14 protein-coding genes and 2 pseudogenes are annotated in these 20,819 nt (G+C 54.2%); 13 read left to right on the top strand and 3 right to left on the bottom strand.

Features of this window, described 5'->3' with window-relative positions; genetic code table 11:
• Positions 1-32 precede the first annotated feature (32 nt).
• The 7 genes and pseudogenes from BCA33_RS11755 (at position 33) to BCA33_RS11725 (ending at position 10,290) form a co-directional block, all read left to right on the top strand.
• Entirely contained in the window at positions 33-1,478 is a 1,446-nt protein-coding gene (locus BCA33_RS11755; protein ID WP_302848224.1) for a sigma-54-dependent Fis family transcriptional regulator, read from the top strand.
• A gap of 327 nt (positions 1,479-1,805) precedes the next feature.
• Positions 1,806-2,891, top strand: coding sequence for a TRAP transporter substrate-binding protein (locus tag BCA33_RS11750; protein ID WP_071266058.1), 1,086 nt, complete (start codon positions 1,806-1,808; stop codon positions 2,889-2,891).
• Positions 2,892-2,970: 79 nt separating this feature from the next.
• Complete coding sequence (locus BCA33_RS11745) at positions 2,971-3,600, top strand: TRAP transporter small permease subunit (protein WP_071266056.1); 630 nt, start codon at positions 2,971-2,973, stop codon at positions 3,598-3,600.
• A gap of 4 nt (positions 3,601-3,604) precedes the next feature.
• Positions 3,605-4,973, top strand: a pseudogene (locus tag BCA33_RS11740) (TRAP transporter large permease subunit).
• Positions 4,973-5,752: a 3-hydroxybutyrate dehydrogenase gene (locus BCA33_RS11735; protein WP_071266054.1), complete on the top strand. Its 780-nt coding sequence runs from the start codon at positions 4,973-4,975 to the stop codon at positions 5,750-5,752. Before BCA33_RS11740 ends, BCA33_RS11735 begins: the two are co-directional and overlap by 1 nt.
• A gap of 16 nt (positions 5,753-5,768) precedes the next feature.
• The gene (locus BCA33_RS11730; RefSeq protein ID WP_071266052.1) at positions 5,769-7,760 is read left to right on the top strand and encodes an acetoacetate--CoA ligase; all 1,992 of its coding nucleotides are present in this window, start codon (positions 5,769-5,771) and stop codon (positions 7,758-7,760) included.
• A 286-nt stretch (positions 7,761-8,046) separates the two neighbouring features.
• The gene (locus tag BCA33_RS11725; protein ID WP_071266070.1) at positions 8,047-10,290 is read left to right on the top strand and encodes an NADP-dependent isocitrate dehydrogenase; all 2,244 of its coding nucleotides are present in this window, start codon (positions 8,047-8,049) and stop codon (positions 10,288-10,290) included.
• 936 nt (positions 10,291-11,226) lie between these two features.
• Here BCA33_RS11725 and BCA33_RS21820 read toward each other — a convergent pair.
• Positions 11,227-12,182 (bottom strand): annotated as a pseudogene (locus BCA33_RS21820) (LysR substrate-binding domain-containing protein).
• 169 nt (positions 12,183-12,351) lie between these two features.
• Between BCA33_RS21820 and BCA33_RS11715 the strand changes: the two are divergent.
• From BCA33_RS11715 to BCA33_RS11690, 6 genes are read left to right on the top strand one after another with little or no spacing between them, the layout of a single operon-like run.
• Positions 12,352-12,963 carry a thermostable hemolysin gene (locus tag BCA33_RS11715; protein WP_071266050.1) on the top strand — a complete coding sequence of 204 codons (612 nt, stop codon included), beginning with the start codon at positions 12,352-12,354 and terminating at the stop codon, positions 12,961-12,963.
• Positions 12,963-14,513: an AMP-binding protein gene (locus BCA33_RS11710; RefSeq protein WP_071266048.1), complete on the top strand. Its 1,551-nt coding sequence runs from the start codon at positions 12,963-12,965 to the stop codon at positions 14,511-14,513. Before BCA33_RS11715 ends, BCA33_RS11710 begins: the two co-directional genes overlap by 1 nt.
• On the top strand, positions 14,513-15,394 hold the full coding sequence (locus BCA33_RS11705) for a TauD/TfdA family dioxygenase (protein ID WP_071266046.1): 882 nt from the start codon (positions 14,513-14,515) through the stop codon (positions 15,392-15,394). The genes BCA33_RS11710 and BCA33_RS11705 overlap by 1 nt, the downstream gene beginning before the upstream one ends.
• Before the next feature lie 10 nt (positions 15,395-15,404).
• Positions 15,405-16,529: an aminotransferase class III-fold pyridoxal phosphate-dependent enzyme gene (locus BCA33_RS11700; RefSeq protein ID WP_071266044.1), complete on the top strand. Its 1,125-nt coding sequence runs from the start codon at positions 15,405-15,407 to the stop codon at positions 16,527-16,529.
• Positions 16,507-17,853: an aspartate aminotransferase family protein gene (locus BCA33_RS11695; RefSeq protein ID WP_071266042.1), complete on the top strand. Its 1,347-nt coding sequence runs from the start codon at positions 16,507-16,509 to the stop codon at positions 17,851-17,853. The genes BCA33_RS11700 and BCA33_RS11695 overlap by 23 nt, the downstream gene beginning before the upstream one ends.
• On the top strand, positions 17,846-19,246 hold the full coding sequence (locus tag BCA33_RS11690) for an amidase (protein ID WP_071266040.1): 1,401 nt from the start codon (positions 17,846-17,848) through the stop codon (positions 19,244-19,246). Before BCA33_RS11695 ends, BCA33_RS11690 begins: the two co-directional genes overlap by 8 nt.
• Positions 19,247-19,248: 2 nt before the next feature.
• On the opposite strand, the gene BCA33_RS11685 is transcribed toward BCA33_RS11690, so the two are convergent.
• Both BCA33_RS11685 and BCA33_RS11680 read right to left on the bottom strand, forming a co-directional pair.
• Complete coding sequence (locus BCA33_RS11685) at positions 19,249-20,160, bottom strand: DMT family transporter (protein ID WP_071266038.1); 912 nt, start codon at positions 20,158-20,160, stop codon at positions 19,249-19,251.
• Between the two features lie 90 nt (positions 20,161-20,250).
• Positions 20,251-20,819: arylamine N-acetyltransferase (locus BCA33_RS11680; RefSeq protein WP_139172993.1), on the bottom strand; the 569-nt coding region annotated here is incomplete at its 5' end.

The raw sequence follows: 20,819 nt of genomic DNA, 5'->3' as shown, positions 1-20,819 counted from the left end.
CACCCGGCACAGCCGGGTGTAAGGCTTTCACGATGAATGTTATTGAACCCGGCGGTAAGCGCTACATGAGAGACTTATTTGGTGAGAAAAACAAAAACGGGCTGACCCAGGAGCTTATTGAAGCGCTCTTCCCCATATTTGAGGAGGCCAGTGCAGGCGCGATAGCCGTTGACCGTGAGTCCCGTATCACCTGGATAAACAGCAGCTATTCCCAGCTACTTGGTCTGAAAGACCAGGCCAGCCCCATTGGCCGCCCTGTGCGCCAAGTGATTCCTGAAACTCGCATGCCCGAGGTTGTGGAAACCGGCAAGCCCCTGCTACTGGATATCATGGAGTACCAGCAGCAACAGCTAGTCGTTACTCGGCTCCCGTATTATAGCAAGGCTGGCGAGATTGAAGGGGCTGTGGCGTTTGTGCTCTACGACGATTTGCAGCCGCTTACGCCGCTGGTCAGCAAGTACCGGCGCCTGCATCAGGATCTTGCCGCAGCCCGCAAAGCGCTGGCAAAAAAAGCTCGAAGTACCCGTTACAGCCTTGGGGATTTTGTCGGTGCCAGCCCTGGTGCACTTGAAGTAAAACGCCGTGCGCGGCTTGCCGCCGGGCGTGAGATGGCGGTGCTGTTGCTGGGCGAAACTGGCACAGGTAAAGAGGTTCTGGCTCAAGCCATTCATTCTGTCTCCAGCCGCGCCGAAAAGCCGTTTGTGGGTGTGAATGTGGCGGCCATCCCTGACAACCTGCTGGAAGCGGAGTTTTTCGGAGTTGCTCCGGGCGCCTATACAGGCGCTGACCGAAAACTACGCGAAGGCAAGTTTCAGCTTGCCAACGGTGGCACGTTGTTTCTGGACGAAGTTGGTGACATGCCCTTGCCGCTGCAGGCAAAACTACTGCGTGCGCTTCAGGAGGGGGAGGTTGAACCCCTTGGCTCCAATAAGATTATCTCGGTAGATGTTCGGGTCATTGCAGCAACCAGCCGCAACCTTGAAGTGATGATTGCCGATGGCAGTTTCCGTTCGGATTTATACTACCGACTGAACGTGCTGGAAATACCCATCCCGCCCTTGCGGGATCGCCTTGCCGACCTCGGGCTTCTGTGCGAAACCTTGCTTTGGGAAATCAGCGAAGGCTTGGACATGCGCGCCGAAATCACTGATGCCGGCGTGGCGGCTTTGGCCAGTTATGACTGGCCCGGTAACATTCGTGAGTTGCGAAACGTGCTGGAGCGAGCGCTTACCATGAGCGAGGAAGGCGGTGTTCTGGATGCCGACGCCATGTTCAAAATATTGCCCCGCAGCGGTGCGCGTCACGCCTCTCGAATTGCCCCGCACCCGGTCAGGCCCCTGGCTGACATATTGGCCGAGGCCGAAGCGCAGGCGCTTGAAGACGCGCTGGTTGCAAGTCGTGGTAACCGTACCAAGGCCGCCAAGCTGCTGGGCATTTCCCGCTCCGTGCTTTACGAAAAACTCGCAAAGATGTCCTGAATTCCGGACACGTGTCTTGATATTGGTACAACTACATACGATCTGAGTGCTGTGTTGTCCTGTTTTCCGGACGGAGACACGTCCGGTTAATCCTGCCTTTTGTTTCATCTAACTGATAATAATACAAAAAAAGTTATTGGCACGGTCTCTGCAGAATCTGAAATGCAGGACGTCAGAACAATGCAGAAAATAAAGGCTGGCACCAAAATTAGGACCCCCGATTTGCCCATGTCACCTTTTTTTCTGTGTTGCCTGGCGGAACTTCAGTACAGGCCTACCGGGCCAAAGAGCTCCGGGCCTTATACAACAACAAGAAGGATCATTTTCATGTCTATCAAGCAAAAGCTTTCGGGTTTGACTCTGGGCATTACTGCCGCAGCGTTCATGACAGGCGCCATGGTAAGCAGCAATGCTCTGGCGGCTGAAAAAATCCGCTGGCAGGTGCCTCTGGCGTTTCCCTCACATCTTGTAGGCCTGACCACACCGGTCAAGCACCTGACAGAAAATCTCAAAGCCATATCAGGTGGCGATGTCCAGCTACGTTACTACGAGCCCAATGAGCTGGTTCCACCGTTTGAAATAATGGATGCCGTAGGCGGTGGCAAGTACCCCGCCGGTTATACCTGGGTGGGTTACGATCAAGGCACCATACCGGCCCTGCCGCTATACTCCGGTGCGCCGTTCAATATGGAGCCGCCGGCTTATCTGGCCTGGTATTACGAAGGAGACGGCCGTGCGCTGCTGGAAGAAATCTACGCCAAGCGCAATATCCATCCCATGCTGTGTAGCATCATCGGCCCCGAAGGCGCCGGCTGGTTCGCCAAGCCAATTAAAGGCGTGGAAGATTTTGATGGTCTGAAAATCCGCTTTGCCGGCATTGGCGGCAAGGTGCTGGAAAAACTCGGTGCCTCGGTAACCATGGTGCCGGGTGGCGAGATTTACCAGGCGTTGGAGCGCAAGACTATCGATGCGACTGAGTTCTCTCAGCCGGCCATCGACAAGATGCTGGGTCTGGATCAGATTATCAAAAACTACATTATGCCTGGCTGGCACCAGACTCTGACCACCTCGCACTTGCTGGTTAACAAGGATGTGTGGGAGGGGCTTGAGCCGCAGAGCCGTGCGCTTATCGAGATGGGCTGCGAATCTGCTACGCTCAAGGGTTTTGCACAGAGCGAGTGGGCACAGCCGACGGCACTGCGCGATTACGAAAAAGAAGGTGTGAACGCACAGACTCTGCCGGAGCCTGTTCTGCGCGAACTTCAGAAAATCACCAACGAGGTGCTGGACGAGATTGCTGCAGAAGACGAAATGTTCAACCGCGTACTGACCAGTCAGCGTGACTTTATGGAACACCACTCCATTTGGCACTCCAATGGCTACCTGCCACGGGATTTCTACAAGTACGACTGATCAACGGATGATGTTCACTGCGGGTAACGGCTGATCGCTACCCGCCTCCCGCCCTACCTCCGTAAAATCCGAGGTTTTTGTGACTGATACCAATGTCTCCGGGGATAACCAGGCCCCGACATCCGGCACTGATTTGCTGCCAACCAACGCGTTGTCCTGGCGCCTTGACCGATTGGTTGTTGCCGTTGGCCGTTTTGCCTCCTGGTTATGGATTGCTGTGTTGATTGTTATTTTGATCAACGTGTTCTCCCGCTATGTTCTGTCTCAAGGCTCTATCGCCCTTGAAGAGCTGTCATGGCAGCTGTTCGGAACCGCAACCATGCTAACCCTGGGGTACGCGGTTGTGCGTGATGACCACGTACGCGTTGATGTATTGAAAGAGAAGTTCTCTCCTAAAACCCAAGCCATTATCGAGATTCTCGGAATTGCGTTGCTGGCGCTGCCAATCATTGCATTGATGATCAGTGCATTGGTGCCCTACGCCTGGACGGCGTGGATTTACACAGAGCATTCCCAGGCGCCCAGCGGGTTGCCCTACCGGTTTATTTTCAAGAGCATGCTGCCCCTTGGCCTCCTGTTTGTGATGATTGCCTTGGTGTCCCGAGCGACGCGCTGCACCACGCTCCTGTTCCGTTTTCCCAGGGCTATTGAGCTCCCTACGATGATCGACATTCCGTCGGCCATCCCAATCCCTGATCCGCGAGGCTAACGTCATGGGTGTAGAAGCGATTCTTGTTGTCGCCATGTTCGCCAGCTTTATGGTGCTGTTGCTGCTGGGCTTCCCGGTTGCTTGGTCACTGGCGGGTATTGGTCTTATATTCGGTATCGTCGGCCACGTTATGGTCGAATATCTGGATTTCCCTCTGTGGTTTACCTGGCAGGGCACAATCGGCGTTTTGGACGCCAGGATTTATGGCATTGTTGCCAATGAACTGATGGTCGCGCTTCCCATGTTTATCTTCATGGGCATCATGCTTGACCGTTCTGGTATCGCCGAAAAACTGATGCACAGCCTGGTTAAAGTGCTTGGCGGGTTGCGCGGGGGTTATGCGATTACCGTGGTGTTGGTTGGTGTATTGCTTGCCGCATCCACCGGTATTGTTGGCGCTTCGGTGGTATTGCTGGGCATGTTGTCCCTCGGCCCATGATGCAAGCCAACTACAACAAATCATTGGCTGTGGGCACGGCGTGTTCTGTCGGCACGCTCGGCATTCTGGTGCCGCCAAGTATCATGCTTGTGTTGATGGCGGATCGCTTGGTACCTCAGAGGCGTCGGTAGGCAAGCTGTTCATGGGCGCGCTGATTCCGGGCGTTATGCTTGCGATGCTCTATATTCTTTACATCATCATTGCTTCTTACATCAAAAAAGACTTGGCGCCGGCGCCCACGAACCGACAGCGTCTTGATGCCCGAGCCTGGTTTGGTGTGTTTTGGGCGATATTGCCGCCCATGACGCTGATCATTTCTGTGCTTGGTTCTATCTTTTTCGGCATAGCTACAACCACTGAGGCCTCCGCAGTAGGTGCCGGCGGTGCTCTACTGATGGCTTTTGTTAGCAAGCGCCTGGATATGGAGACGCTGAAGGAATCTCTTTACCAGACCAGCCGTACGTCGGCCTTTATCTTTGGCATTTTTATTGGTGCCACGGTCTTTGCCTCGGTACTGCGCGGGCTGGGTGGCGACGAGGTTATTGAGGGCGCCATCACCGGCCTGCCGTTTGGCACCACTGGCGTGTTGTTGACGGTTCTGTTTATCACCTTCTTGCTTGGGTTTTTTCTGGACTGGGTGGAGATTACGCTGATTGTTTTACCCTTGGTGGCGCCCGTGCTGTTCAGCATGGGTGTGGAGCCGGTGTGGTTTGCCATCATGTTTGCCATGTGCTTGCAAACTTCTTTCCTGACACCACCCGTAGGTTTCTCCTTGTTCTATATTAAAGGTGTATGCCCGCCAGGTATTACTACGAAGGATATTTATCTGGGTGTGTTACCGTTTATTGCTTTGCAACTGCTGGCACTGGCGCTAGTGTTTTGGTTTCAGCCACTGGCCACATGGTTGCCTAACGAAGTGTATGGAGGTTCTTGATGCGTCTCGAAAACAATATTGCCCTGATTACAGGGGCGGGGCGCGGCATCGGCCGGGCAATCGCCGAACACTATGGCCGTGAAGGTGCTCGTGTGGCAGTGGCAGACCTCACCCTGGAAAGTGCAAAAGAGGCCGTCGATGCCATAGAAAAAGCTGGCGGCACAGCGATGGCTCTGGCCATGGACGTGACTGACGAAACCGCGGTAGATGAAGGTGTTGCCGCTATCGTGAAAGCCTGGGGAGGCCTGGATATCGCTGTGGCTAATGCGGGTATCCAGCACATAGGGCCGGTGCACACGTTGGCGTATGCAGACTGGCGCCGGGTGTTGAATGTGCACCTTGATGGCGCATTTTTGGTTACCCGAGCAGCCCTGAAACACATGTACGCCAGTGGAGGAGGGACTATGCTGTATATGGGGTCGGTGCACTCCCTTGAGGCCTCACCCCTGAAGGCTCCTTACGTGGCTGCAAAACACGGTATGCTGGGGCTCTGTCGTGCGGTCGCCAAAGAAGGTGCAGAGCACGGGGTACGCAGCAACATCATCTGCCCGGGCTTTGTAAGGACGCCGCTGGTAGACAAGCAGATTCCGGAACAGGCGAAAGAGTTGGGCCTTTCCGAAGAAGATGTCATCAGCAAGGTGATGCTGAAAAACACAGTGGACGGTAAATTCACTACGCTGGAAGATGTTTCCGAAATGGCGGTGCATCTGGCAGCTTTCCCATCTGCCGCTCTCACTGGTCAATCTATTGTTGTCAGCCATGGCTGGCACATGCAGTAAGCAACAGGAGCAACGGATGAGCGTTACTGAACAGTCCCCAATAGTCTGGTCTCCCTCGGAGGATGTGCTGACTGACACCCGCATGGGGCGCTTCACAGCCTGGCTGGAAGATCAGGGTTATGGCCCTTTTTCCGACTATCACGCGCTGCACCAGTGGTCTGTAGAAGATCTGGAAACCTTCTGGGCGAAAGTCTGGGAATATTGCGGCCTGGTATGCGAAACACCGGCCAGCAAAGTACTGGGCAAGCGAGATATGCCGGGCACTGAGTGGTTCCCGGGTATGAAGCTGAACTTTGCTGCCAACCTGCTACGCCTGGCAGAGGGTGACCATGCCAACGAGGAAGCCGTGGTGGCTTACTGCGAGACACGCCCGGTTCTGCGGCGCACCTATGGCGAACTGAAAGCCGATGTGGGTGCGCTGGAAGCCTTCCTGCGTAGCAAAGGTGTCCGAAAAGGTGACCGGGTAGCCGGTGTTGTTACCAACGGCTATGAAGCTCTCGCAGGCATGTTGGCGGCAACCAGCCTGGGTGCCATCTGGAGCTCCGCTTCACCGGATTTCGGTGTGGGTGCGATTCTTGACCGGTTTGGCCAGATTGAACCATCAGCGCTTATTGTCGTGAACGGTTATGGCTACGGTGGAAAAGTCTTGGCTCGCCAAGACGATTTTGCAGAACTGATCGCCGGCCTGCCAACGCTAAAGTGCGTGGTCAATGTTCAGCAACTGCCAGATTTAGAGTCGATTTCCGGCGATCTGGTAGCCACCTGGGACGAGGCGATTGCGTTCGGCACAGGCGAAGCTCCTTCATTTACGCCCGTAGACCCCGATCACCCGGTATACATATTGTATTCCTCTGGCACCACTGGCAAACCCAAGTGCATCGTGCACGGCACTGCAGGCCTGCTGGTTAACCACGCCAAAGAACTCATGTTGCATGGCGACGTAGGCCCTGCAGACCGATTCCTCTACTTCACCACTTGTGGTTGGATGATGTGGAACTGGCAAGCATCGGCCTTGCTGACCGGGGCGGCCGTTATCACCGTAGACGGATCCCCTGGCTACCCCAGCCTTAATTTCCTGTGGCAAACCGTGGCCGACGAACGCGTGACCCACTTCGGCACCAGCGCAAGATTCATTGCAGGTTGTCGCAAAGCTGAAATGACCCCGGCTAAAACCCTGGATCTCAGCGGCCTGAGAATCATTTTCTCTACCGGCTCGCCTCTGCTTCCCGAAGACTACGATTGGGTATACAGCCAAGGCGCGCCCAAAGCCCTGCTCGGCTCTATAGCCGGCGGCACTGACATCTGCGGTTGCTTTGTGGGCTCCACCCCAGTGCTGCCTGTGCGCCGGGGAGAAATCCAATGCCGGCTTTTAGGTGTGGACGCCGTTGCTTATGGCGACGACGGCCACCCGGTTGCCAAAGGACGTGGCGAACTCGTCTGCCGCCAGCCACTGCCCTCAATGCCCGTTGCTTTCTGGGACGACGCCGGTGGCGAACGTTACCGCGCCGCCTACTTCGACACCTTCCCCGGCGTTTGGGCACACGGTGATTTCATAGAATTCACCGAACACGGCGGAGCCATTATCTACGGCCGCTCCGACGCCACACTCAACCCCGGCGGCGTGCGCATCGGCACCGCAGAAATCTACCGCCAGGTAGAAACCGAAGCCGCCATAAAAGACAGCCTGGTCGTTGGGCGGCAAATCGAGGGCGACGTAGAAGTGGTGCTGTTCGTCGTGCCAGCTGAGGGCCAGGAACTGACCGACGAGCTACTGAAACAACTAAGGGCCCGAATTCGCAAGGGCGCCAGCCCACGTCACGTTCCCAAGCACATTGTCCAGGTGCCAGACATTCCCTACACCCGCAGTGGCAAAAAAGTGGAACTGGCCGTGGCCCGCCTTATCAACGGCTCCAACAAAGCCGACAACCGCGATGCCCTGGGCAACCCGGAAGCTCTGGATCAGATCCGCGACCGGCTTGCCGAGGAAAATCTTCTGCCCAAAGAATAGGCGTTTATAAAGCGGTGAGGCTCTTCCTCGCCGCTTTACTCCTAAGTCCTCAGGCCAAAATGTTAGAAAGTTTCGTAAACTTCCGCCAAATAGCCGTCCTGTGACTGAAGATCAGGGGTTTTTAGTCCGTTCTTATACTAAGATCGTAACCAGAGATTACAAAAAAATGGTATCCTAGTAGGTCTATCAAAAGTTTAAAAATCAGTCATCGCAAAGGTCAGACGTTCATAAGACGCCGGATCTCGCTATGGCCGTCCTGAACCCACCCATTAGCCTGAGGACGAAAATGAAATCATCCAAAGCCAAAATCATCTACACGCTGACCGACGAGGCGCCTGCCCTCGCAACACGGTCCCTACTCCCGATCCTGGAAACCTACGCCAAGCCGGCTGGCATCGAATTTGAAACCAGCGACATCTCTCTCGCGGCCCGTATTCTGGCAACATTCCCGGATCACCTCGAAGAGAATCAGCGGGTACCAGATGCGCTTTCGGAGCTGGGCGAGTACACCAAAGACCCCGATGCCAACATCATCAAGCTGCCGAACATTTCTGCCTCCATTCCGCAGCTGCGTGCAGCCATTCAAGAATTGAGGGATCAGGGCTACAACGTTCCCGAGTACAAGGAAAACCCTGAAACCGACGAAGAAAAAGATGCGACCACTCGCTACGCCAAAGTACTTGGCAGTGCAGTGAACCCGGTATTGCGTGAAGGCAACTCCGACCGTCGCGCACCTGCTGCTGTTAAAGCGTTTGCGCGCAAATACCCACACACCATGGGTGAATGGAGCCCAGCTTCGCGCACACACGTGGCGCACATGCAAGGTGGCGACTTCTATTCCAACGAGCAGTCGATCACTCTCGACAAGGCGACCAACGCTCGCATCGTTTTCGAGAATAAAAAGGGCAAGCAGACGGTTCTCAAGTCTGACCTTCCTCTGCTTGAAGGCGAAGTAGTCGACGGCATGTTCATGAGCAAAAAAGCGCTCTGCAAGTTCTTTGACGACGCCCTCGCAGATTGCGAAAAAACCGGTGTGATGTTCTCCCTGCACGTAAAAGCGACCATGATGAAAATCTCTCACCCGATCGTGTTTGGTCACGCGGTGAAGATTTACTACAAGGAGCTGTTTGATCAGTACGGCGACCTGTTTGAAGAGATCGGTGTAAACCCGAACAACGGTTTGTCATCTGTTATCGAGAAGATCAAGCAGTTGCCGGAGTCGAAGCAGGAAGAAATCCAGGAAGCCCTGCATAAGACGTACGAGCACCGCCCGGAAATTGCCATGGTTGATTCCGTTAAAGGCGTCACCAACCTGCACGTACCGAGCGACGTGATTGTAGACGCCTCCATGCCGGCGATGATCCGCAACTCCGGCAAGATGTGGGCCCGTGATGGCAAGCTTAAGGACACCAAGGCGGTTATGCCTGAGTCCACCTACGCCACCATTTATCAGGAAGCCATCAACTTCTGCAAAACCCACGGTGCGTTTGATCCCACCACCATGGGCACAGTGCCCAACGTGGGCCTGATGGCGCAGAAAGCTGAAGAGTACGGCTCCCACGACAAGACTTTTGAGATCAAAGAAGACGGCATTGCACGTATAGTTGCCGAAGATGGCACCGTATTGACCGAGCACAATGTGGAAAAGGGCGATATCTGGCGCGCATGTCAGACCAAAGATCTGCCAATCCGCGACTGGGTCAAACTGGCGGTTAGCCGTGCCCGCGCCACAGATATGCCGGCAGTATTCTGGCTGGACGACGAGCGCGCGCACGACGCCGAGCTGATCAAGAAGGTTCATACTTACCTTAAAGATCACGACACCGAAGGCCTGGATATCCGCATCATGTCGCCGGTTCGCGCTATTCGCTGGACCATGGAGCGACTGATCCGCGGATTGGACACTATCTCAGTAACCGGTAACGTTTTGCGTGATTACCTCACCGATCTGTTCCCGATTCTGGAGTTGGGTACCAGTGCCAAGATGCTGTCGATTGTTCCGTTGCTGAACGGTGGCGGGCTCTACGAAACCGGCGCTGGCGGTTCTGCACCTAAGCACGTGCAGCAAGTGTTGCAGGAAAACCACCTGCGCTGGGATTCGCTTGGCGAGTTCCTGGCCATTGCTGTGTCTCTGGATGAGCTGGGTGAGAAGCACGACAACCACCGTGCACGTCTGCTGGGCCAGACCCTGGACAAGGCAACTGAACGCCTGCTGGAGAACAACCAGTCGCCATCGCGCGTGACCGGCGAGCTGGATAACCGTGGTAGCCACTTCCATCTGGCCCGCTACTGGGCCGAAGAGCTGGCCAACCAGGACAGCGACAAAGAACTTAAAGAGTTCTTCGTTAAAATGTCGGCACAGCTGGAAGAAAACAAGGACAAGATCCTGGAAGAAATGAGTGTTATCCAGGGCAATCCTACGGATCTTGGTGGTTACTACCATGCCGCGGCCGACAAGGTGAAAGCTGTCATGCAGCCGAGTGAAACCCTCAACCGGATTATGGAAGATGCGCGCGCATCGGTGAAGTAATCCTAGAAGGCGCCGGGCATTGCGCCCGAGCGCCCAAGATAGAAACCCGGAAAGCCCTTACTTGGCTCTCCGGGTTTTTTAGCTAAATTTTTGGTATCTGGGGGCTGTGGATATTTTATAGTCGCTGTTATCTGGTGGTGATTAACAAGAAGCTATTCAGAAAGGTTAATGCACAGACTGTGTGACTATGGAGCCATGGAGCCATGGAGCAGTTAAGGCTCTCCCGAAAAAGCTCATGAACGATGGCGTAGTCAACCACAGGGAAGAGTCACTATTCTTCGGGCAAGAGCTGTTGCAAATTCTTGCTTCTGAAACAGGTGTTGACCTTCCAATCCACGCTGTTGAGATACACTGTGAACTGGTGCGACGAGCACTGTGGCTCTGTTTCTCAAGGAGGCAATGGAGTGATGGAAAAGGCCATACTTGACATAATCTATCCCTAATCACATCAATCGGCCCCGGCTGGATGTGGCAAAACAGGGTTAATCACTCAAACACTTCAGTCTCGTTTCCAACGTAAATCTATATTGGATTTAACCCACACCAGTGCCAGTATAGTAACTCTCAGAAAACGGCTCACTCGCGCAGGCGTTATTAGTAGACGAGTATCGCCTAGCAGCTATCGAGGTTAGATACACAATCCAAGAATCTCGCTATTTGCCTCTACCAATTCAGCCGCCTGCGCATTATACCTATCCGGCCTCACGGCCTTAATCTATTTGTGGAAGCGGTGAGCTGAGACTCCCAACCGCTGCGACACTTCGACCACGGCGTAACCCACTCCAGCAATTGTCGAGCCGCGCCCTCCTTGAATTCTGGGGTATAACGTTGGCTGCTCATGGAAACTCCTCCTAAGCTCTAATCATAGACCAGGAGGGTCCACCGCACGAGGTATATCCAACCGACTGACCACGGCGCCTAAAGGCTGGGGAATATTCATATCGCGGAAGCAGGCCTTTCACTCTTGCTACTTGCGATATCTGCTGCGGCGAACGCTATTTGCTGTCTGAGCCAGCAATTACCGGGATCTCGGTTAGCAGACTCTGTCCAGACCATGTCAAGGGTGAACTTTGGGAATCCAAACGGAGGTGCTGAAGCTACATGGGTGCTGTTTGCTAACTTATCAAATACCCGACGCGGAAGAGTAAGAACGTAATCGGTATCTTTGATCAGCCCAAGCGCAGAGTAGTAGGTATTTGCTCTGGCGACAATGTCCCGGCTCTGTCCGTTCGTCAAGAGCCAACCGTCAATCATGTTTGTATTAGTAGTCCAGGGCGTGGGATAGACGTGTTTACGTTTAATATACTCTTCAAGCGTGAACGACTCACCTTCTGATGGATAACCTTTATCGGTTACGCAGACAAGATCGTCGTGAAATAAAACTTCAGCTCGATGCCCAAGATGCTTGCGGTGATATTTCGGCCCAAAACATATTGCCAGATCGACCTCACCACTATCCATTTGCGACGCTGGAATTTCATCTTCAAGCTTTTTTATACTCACCGATACGGGCGCATGCCTATCAAGCTTGATAACAGCCGCGGTAGAACCAAGATTTCGAAATACTCCGGAGCTTGTATATGGAATAGTCGCGCCTCGGTGACCTGTCGATGGGACGGTTCACCCGAGTAGCATAGATTGATCTTTTCAAGAATTTGTATGATATTCGGGTAGATAGCGTCTGCTTTAGTTGTAGGCGCCATACCCCCTCGGGAGGGGATGAACAGGTCGTCCTCCATCCCAGTCCTGAGCTTCCTGAGACAGTAGCTTACTGTCGACTGGCTAACGCACAGAGCTTCCGATACAGCTGTCACGCTGCTCCGTTCATAGACGTGAACGAAAATGATCAGGTCCTGCATGTCGAGTTTACGTAGTAAATTGCTATCAAGCATGGGTCTTCACCTTATCAATCCTTTGAGTGCTTTCTATAAACATGGAATGGAAATCGACCGCATCTAAAAAATAGCAGAGTCTTTTAGCTTATTAAATCATCGAAGCGTTTTATTTCGTTATCTTCACAGGACGCTGGCGCAACGGACCGGCACCAATGGAGAGAAGGAAATGTTGATTCGCGTAACCGAAACAAATACCGCTCTTTGGAATAAAGCATCAGAAGTTAGCAAGCTCAAATACAACAGCGCCTACAACGCTAGTATTGACCCTGCCCCCCAGTATTACGTAGTGGTCCAGAACGCAAAGGATCGAATTCTGGCCTGCGCAGGCATTACGTTTGGAGAGGAAGGCGGTCTATTTTCTGAGCAGTACCTCGATAAGCCAATAGAGGCGATTTTACGCGCGAGGCTCGGGAAGGAGCTTGAGCGTTCAAACATTGCCGAGATAGGAAGCCTCACGTCCCACCACGCCACTGCAGGGATGATCCTTGTAAATATGATTCCCATGCTCGCCTGGTGCATGGGCGCTCACTACCTGCTTTGCACGGTAACGCCGCAGGTCATCAGGATGATGGAAGGCTGCCAAATTGCCTTCGAGCCTCTCGAACAGGCCGACCCTGACCGCCTGACGGAAGCAAAGGAGCTCTGGGGTTCGTATTATGACCGAGTTCCTGTCACTGGTTTCATCCGCGTGGACCCGAAGCGATCCCGGTTTGCGGCTATAACTGTCGAGACCGTGTTCACGCACACCCCTCTCGCCAAACCTAAGAGGATTTCCTGATGGATCGCCTCTTTACTCAGGCTTTAGCGGATTCGTTTGAATTCAACAGCGATAGACTTTGCGTCGTTGACCTTGGTTCTGCAGGTGAACCAAACCGTTTGGAACTCACGTACGAGCAGGTGCGGAACGCTGCCGCCGCCGTTACAGGTGAGCTGGACCGGCAGCTTGGAAAGAGAGATGCACTGAAGGTTGGGATAGTGGCTCGCAACAGTGCAAATTGGGTCATCGCGGACATTGCCTGCTTGCTGGGTGGGTACATCGCAGTGCCATTGCCGATGGTATTCAGCAAGGCGCAAGCCGAACACCTCGCGGCGACTTGCGATGGGTTTCTTGTGGATGCGACCGGGGCCCGAACGCTAGATGAAAAATGGGGCATCGAAACTGATCCTGCAAAAGTCATCGACCTCAATGCCGCTCACGTTCCTATATCTACTACTCTGCTGCGCGCTGTAAAACCTGACACCATCTGCAAGGTTATTCACACCTCCGGTACAACAAGCCGCCCGAAAGGCGTACAAATCACGATTGCGGCATTGCAAGAGACTCTCGGCTCGCTGTGCAAAGCGATACCGGCGCAGGCCCACCGGCGCTACCTGTCCATGGTCCCCTTGAGTCTTCTTCTCGAACAGGTGACCGCGATCTATCTCCCCCTTCTTCGAGGGGGGTCTGTACACTTCTTGCCAGAGAGTTGCCCGCTTCTAGGCGAGCCTGGTGCTGCACCTGACGACCTGATTGCCAGATTACTGAGTGTTCGACCAACTGCCGTGACGGTTCCGCCTGTCGTCATTGATAGCATTGCCGCGATGGTGGCTGGCCCCCATAAGCACCAGAGTGAAATCATGGCGTACTGGTCATCCGGTGTTCACTTCACCTGTGGTGGCGCAATAGTGAGCCCCGAAACGCTCTTCTATCTTGCCTCACACGGTATTGATGTTTTCCAGGGATATGGGCTTAGCGAGAACACTTCGGTAGTAAGCGTCAACACTGCCGAGCATCAGCGTATCGGCAGCGTCGGCAAGCCTCTCGAGCACGTTCAGGTGCGCATCGCTGCCGACAATTCAATCGAGGTATCGAGCACTTCGCTTTTCAGTGGCTACGCATGTGCCGACCCCAGTTCATGCTCATTCACCAAGGATGGCTGGCTCGATACAGGCGACTTAGGCAGGTTGGACCAGGATGGTTTCCTTTTCGTCCACGGCCGCAAAAAGAACGTGCTGTGTTTGCCAAACGGAAGAAACGTTAGCCCTGAACAGGTGGAGGCGGACCTCAAGGAATTCTCAGGCGTTCGCGAGGCTGTTGTGTTTCTGGACAAAGCCAACGGGTTAGTAGCGCTGATAATTGGAGATCCTGACTTGAGCGTTCAGCGCCTTTCTCAGTGGACACACTCCGCTTTCTCAGACATCGAGCGCCCCGCCGTTCTCTGGACACTGGCTGCAGAAGACAAATCAACAACCAAGTTTTTCACGGTCACCGGCAGACCCAAGCGGGCTGAGATTGCCGAGACCTACCTTTCGTGTCGAACGACTAAACCCTTCCCGGAGGTATCCTAATGACCAATTCTGCCTGCTATATCGAACAGCCTAATCTGGCCATGATTGGCCCCCAGCAGTTTGATAGCGTGACCACTGGATTGCTTTATTCGCTTTTGGGCGAGTACGGAGTCGTACTTTTCAGAGGGTGTATGCGTGGCCCGGAAGCATTCAGCAATTTCGTGGCTTCTCACAGTTCGCGCCTGAGCCTAGATCCTGCCCGGACTATGGTCGCCGGCGCAGCCCAGCTGGTTGACGCGGGTGTAGATGCTGTGGGTTTGCACTGCGAGAACGGTAACTCACCATTCTGGCCGGACATCACATGGTTCTATTGCGCCGACGCGCCACGCAAAGGCTCACAAACAACTGTGTGCGACGGAGAAGTGGTTCTGGCTCAATTGTCCGAGAGTTGTCGCTCGTTCTTTGAAGAAAATGACATCCGCTACAGCAGGACTGTACCCGGTCCGAAGTGGAGGCGGCTTGTCTGCCATTACACGCCAGGGCTGGATGATCCAGCTTTGGTGTTGATCGATGACCTGCTGCGTAACGTTGCTGAAGGCGCCGGCACAACAATCTCCTACGACCCAAAAACAGACGAAATCGGGTACTCGTTTGTGGTTTCAGCTATCCAACGGTCCAGTTTCAGCGACCGGGGCGCCTTCGCAAATAGCATTCTCGGCCCGTCGTTTAATTACGAAAAGCCGCTAATCGACACAGCCTCGGGTGCCCCCATCCCTGAAAAATTCCTGGCTGAAATTGAAACTGTGACAGCACGAGCGACACGACCTGTCGGCTGGCAGGATCATGACATGGTCATGATTGATAACCGTCGAGTCATGCATGGCAGAGAGGCGATCTGTGACACAAGACGCCGCATTTACAACGCGTTGAGCTACCGGTGAGGGATCGTCAATGACTAACAAACGTTTGGCCGATACAGGGCAGTACGAGTCCTTCCGCGACCAGTCAGGTCGGAGCATCATCAATCTTGCCGGCGGCTTCGGGTTGCAGGTACCGCAAGTAATCGAACAGGTATACGGCCAGGCTGAGTCGATGGGGCTGTCTAATCGGGTCCTGCTGTCCGAGCCGCTTATTCGACTTTGCCGCACAGTGGCGGATATGCTTCCGGACTCGCTCAGCACCTCGTATGTGTGCAGCTCAGGTGATGAGGCTTTTGAGGGAGCTTTAAAACTCTGTAAAGGATTGCACCCTAACCGCCGATCTATCGCCTACCTCACCGGCGGAGACTACGGTTGTCTTTCCTACGGCCGGATCCTGAACAACCCCGCCGAGAATGCCGAAATCATGCGTTTCCTGGGAATCAATCTGAAGCCAATAAGCTCGACTGCCGACCTTCAGCGTCTAGATCTCAGCCATTGTTTTGCGTTCTGTCACCCCTACGTTTATCAAGGATCGGGTGGTCGCTTTGCTGTCTCACCTGCGCCTCTGCTGTCCGAGGCGTATGCGCTCACCTCGAAGTACGGCGTTCCAACCATTGGTTACGACGTCGACACATGCCTTGGCCTTTTGGGCACGATGTTCGGTTTTCAAAAGGCAAGGTTGACACCTGACATTCTGGTGATTGGCGGTGGGCTGAGTGGTGGCGCAATTCCCATAGGCATGTACGTCTGCCCAGAGAGCATGGCTTACAAGGTATATGGCCGCAGCACCCCTGCAAAACACGGGAGCACGACTGCCGGCAACCCGATGTCATGCGTTGCTGCTTTGGCTGCACTTGAGCACGCCCAAGTCATCGATGCGCCTAAGCATTGCGAACAGAACGGCTTGGCCCTAGCAGCGACTTTATCGAGTTTGTCAGCCAGACCTGTAGGCGGATTTGTTGCCGTTCCGCTTCCGAGCAATACCGACCGTGCCGCTCTGCGAGGTCACCTATACAGGGCCGGTGTATTCGTCTCGCATCTTCAGGGGTCGGACCTAGTCTTGCGGCCGCCCGTGTGTTCCCGCCGCGACAATTTGTTGCAAGCAGCCGAAAGAATAATGGAGGTTATGACCAATGAAGTCACCAATGCCGCTTGATCAGCTTCTCGACGATTGTGAGCGCCACTGGAGCGCATCTGCTGCGAAGCTTTACCGGATCGCTAAAAGCTCAGTTGAAACGAGTTGTGATGGCGTCTACGTCACCGACCACACAGGCAAGCGCTTCATCGACTGCGCTTGTAGCTATGGCGTTTTCGTAGTCGGGCATCGCAACCCTAAGGTTAAAAGTGCTGTTCAGGAGCAGCTTGCGATTTTTGCTATGGCCCCTCCAGAGCACAGCCATCCGTTAAGGGAACAGCTCTCTAAGCGCCTTCGAACCATAGCGCCTGGAAGTTGGGGTGAGATCCGATACACCGTATCCGGTGCCGAGGCGATCGAGCAGACGATGCGCTACGTGCTGAAGGTCAAAAGTGATCGCAAAGGCATCGTGGTGATGACCAACTCCTACCACGGCAAAACCCTGGCGGCCATGCCGATCCTTGGCCAGCAGCACCATAAGGCATATGGGACGTCATCAGACGAAGTCACTTACGTGCCCTACGGAGATATCGCCGCTCTTGAGCGTGCCGTTGGCAAGGGTGTATGTGCTGTCTATGTCGAGCCGATCCTTGGTGGTGCACACCTTGAAGCCCCATCCGTGGGGTATCTTGCGAACATTCGTGCGTTGTGCGACGCAACCGGAACCCTGATGGTTGCGGATGAAATCCAGACAGCATTCGGTCGCTGCGGCAAGTGGTTCGCCGTTGAGTATGACGGTGTCATTCCGGACATTATGGTTTTGTCAAAAGGCCTAACCGGTGGTTACACGTCGTTCGCTTGTGCGTTGTACAGCGAGGCTTTAACACAGGTCCATCCACCGACCTCTGTCGAAGAGGATATGAGAACAACTGGCGGGCACCCCGTTGCTTGTGCATCAGCGCTCGCCGCCATTGACTACATCGAAGACAACGATCTAATCACAAGGTCCCAGGTGAACGGTGGCCTCTTGCGACAAGGGCTGATCAAGATCGCCGGCGAATATCCTGAAATTATTCGGGATGTGCCTGGCGTCGGTATGATGACGGGGTTGCGGCTACGGGGCTCGGTATACGAAGCACTGATGAGCATGGAGCTCAGCAACCGGGGCGTCCACGCCGGTAATAGCATGAACGAGAAGGCCGCGAACCCGGTCCTTCGCTTCTACCCTCCGCTCGCAATCGAGCGAGCCCAGATTCAGGAGATTCTTGAGGCAGTAAGTGCCTCGCTTAAGGCGATATCCGAGCGTTCAAATATAGGGGTTCGCCTGTTCTCTCTCGTGGTTCGGAACATGTACCAAATCCCGAACCGAATGCTGCGGTCCAAGGGACGTAATGCCCATGCATAATCCTGATAAGTACACAATCAACGAGATTGCCGGCTTTATCCGCCGTGGCCAGATGACGAGCGTAAGTTTGGTCGAGCACTACCTCGACCAAATCGAAACTGGAAATTCCCGGGTAAACGCGGTTTGCGCTTCCGCCCCGCGTGAAACACTACTTTCCCTGGCTCGTGCTGCAGACCTCGAAGCTGCCCGCGGGCAGCTTCGAGGACCACTTCATGGTGTGCCTATTACGATAAAGGACGTCTGCCATGTCGCTGGGTATCGCATGTCGCGTGGAATTGCGGAGCTGCAAAGCGAGCCCAGCATTCGTGACGCAACGGTGGTGGGGCGACTGAAAGCGGCCGGTGCAATCATCATGGGAATCACGAACGTGCCTGAACTTTGCATGGCTTTCGAGACTGATAATTTTCTATACGGACTGACACGAAACCCTCATTCGCTTGAACGTTCAGCCGGGGGAAGCAGCGGTGGCGAAGCTGCCGCCATTGCAGCGGGGTTCTCCCCGTCGGGGCTTGCGTCGGATGCTTGCGGCAGCATTCGATTACCAGCACACTTCAACGGCATCTGTGGCCTCAAGCTTACGCAAGGACGTGTGCCGCTGACAGGTCAGTTCCCGAATGAGCGGTCCGGGCTATTTCACATTACATCTGCTTTTGGGGCGCTCGGAAGGTATGTTGACGACATCGACACCTTCGGCAAGCTTCTTAGCGGTCCGGATGGCCAAGACCCAGATACGGTAGAGGTGCCCTTCTACCGAGCAAAACCGCTGGGCGAACTGCGGGTCGCAACCTACTGGGAACCAGGTAGCGTGATGGTAAGCGATGCAGTCCGGTCGGTTATCGAGGACGTAACGAAGGTGCTCGAACCTGCAGTGGCCCGCATCTGTCCAGATCAGCCCAAAGGAATGAAAGAGGCCGCTGACGTGCTCTGGCGGATTTTTATAACTGGCGGCGACTCAGGCCGAGGCTGGAAGGCGATGTTCGCGGCAATGGGGAAAGACCAGTTTACGCCGGCTCTGGGTAGACTTATTGAGTTTGCCCAAGAGAACGAAATGTCGGTCGATGAAGTGCGTCGCGATTGGATAATGATCGACACCTTCCGTTATCACCTTGCAGCTTTCTTCGACCGATATGACGCACTCATAACTCCTGTTTACACAGAGGTGGCCTTCTCTCACGGTGAGTCAATGGAGAACCCTAGTCAGTACGTCTTTGTCTTCCCGTTTAGCCTGTCAGGATCACCGGCAGTAGTTGTTCCGGCTGGAACCGATCCAGTGACGGGACTGCCTATCGGCGTTCAGATCGTTGGTCCGCACTGGCATGAGAATCAGCTTCTCGACCTAGCGCGGCTCATCGAACGACAGTTGGGAGGATGGCAGAGAGCCGCGCTGCAGTAGCTCTACCCTGCAATGGCCGGCGGAGTGCGCCGGCTCATTGTTATCAATACCGTCATGGCAGCAAGAACCAGGGCCATTCCCATAAGGTCAACGAAGCCTGGGTATTGGCGCAACCAGTACCAGTGAGCAGCCGTTGACATCACGGTGCTCAGGTAAATATAGGACGTAACCATTGCTGGAGTTAGGATCCCAATTGCGCGATGAAGCAGGTAAAAGGTACCTAGCGTTGCGAAAACTGCAAGGTAGACAATCCAGCCGATATCATCCCATTGCAAGCTAGCCGCCGACCTCCATCCTCCTGTAACAAGCAAGTAACACCCCAGAAAAGCAGCTCCAAACGTCATGTTCCAAAAGGTCATCACCGCGGGGCTGCAGTTGCGCAGGCCTGACACTTTTAGCCGCTGGCTCAATGGAGAATAGGCAGCCATTGCAACACACCCGATCCCGAACACAATGAGCGGGTATGCAAGAGACCTTGTGTTTGCATCAGGATCCTTGCCTATGAGTACAATTGCGCCTAAAGCAGCGATGGCCATCGGAATAGCACGGAAGACAGCTGACCGACGAATGAGGAACAACTCGAAAAAGAGGGTTCCCAAAGGTACCAGCGCATACATCAGCGCTGTATTGACAGCCGACGTATATCGCAGCGCCTCGAAAAGCGAAGCAAAATAAATCGCTAGTAACAAGCCAAGAAACGCATGCCCGGATAGCCCGGCAATTCCGTTTGGCATTTCTCGACGGGCCACCACCATTGGCAGGAACAGAAAAGCCGAAAATGCGAGCCTCAGAACCGTCAGGAAGATAGGGTCGACGGCGGGGTTGAGCTCAGCTGCGGCGAAAAATGAAGTTGCTATAAGGGCCGCCCACAGGACCATGCCGTAATGGGCGCTTATTAAACTTGTACCACTCATTGTCTGGAATCTCCCAAGAAATAAACCCAGAAATGATGAGAGATCCGCGGTTAGAGCGCTGGTGAATCTTTCAATAGGTGCTGCTAAAAACTAGGAAAAGCTTGGGCGATCAGCATTTTTCGCAACGGTAAATACCCTATGTATTTCGGCTGTGGAAAGGTCAATCGAGAACTGGTGCTTTAGACAAGATCGGAGATCAATGCTACCTCGGATCTCCTCTGATTTACCGCTAGCTTCATCGTGGTATCTGGTGTTGAGTAATACTCGCCTGCCACCACCGTGATAAATCGTTGCAACCAGATTTAAAGAGAGCATGCTTTCTGGCGATCTCGCTGAGAAATGGTTGGCGTCATCAATTTGACGATGGCTGACCTCGTTTAGGTCGAACTGGTAAAGGTCGACCCAACCGGTCTTCTGTCGCAACTGAACCAAATAGCCATCTTCGATTTTGGTCACCATGAAATTTAGGCCGTGCTGTCTCTGAGCCTTGCCTGACTGGTCTAGCCTTAGAGGCCAAATCGCGCCGCATCCAAATCCTGTATCGCTGAGATAGAATCTGTCCTGCAGCTCAGTCACCAGAACCAAATGCGATCTCACAGAGGTTCCAGCAGGCATGCCATATCTAACCGTCGCAAGGACTGGTTTCGCACTTAGCCCAA

Origin of the sequence: Marinobacter sp. AC-23 (genome assembly GCF_001858325.1) — a bacterium.
Lineage (GTDB): Bacteria > Pseudomonadota > Gammaproteobacteria > Pseudomonadales > Oleiphilaceae > Marinobacter.
This window is presented reverse-complemented; position numbering and strand designations above follow the sequence as displayed.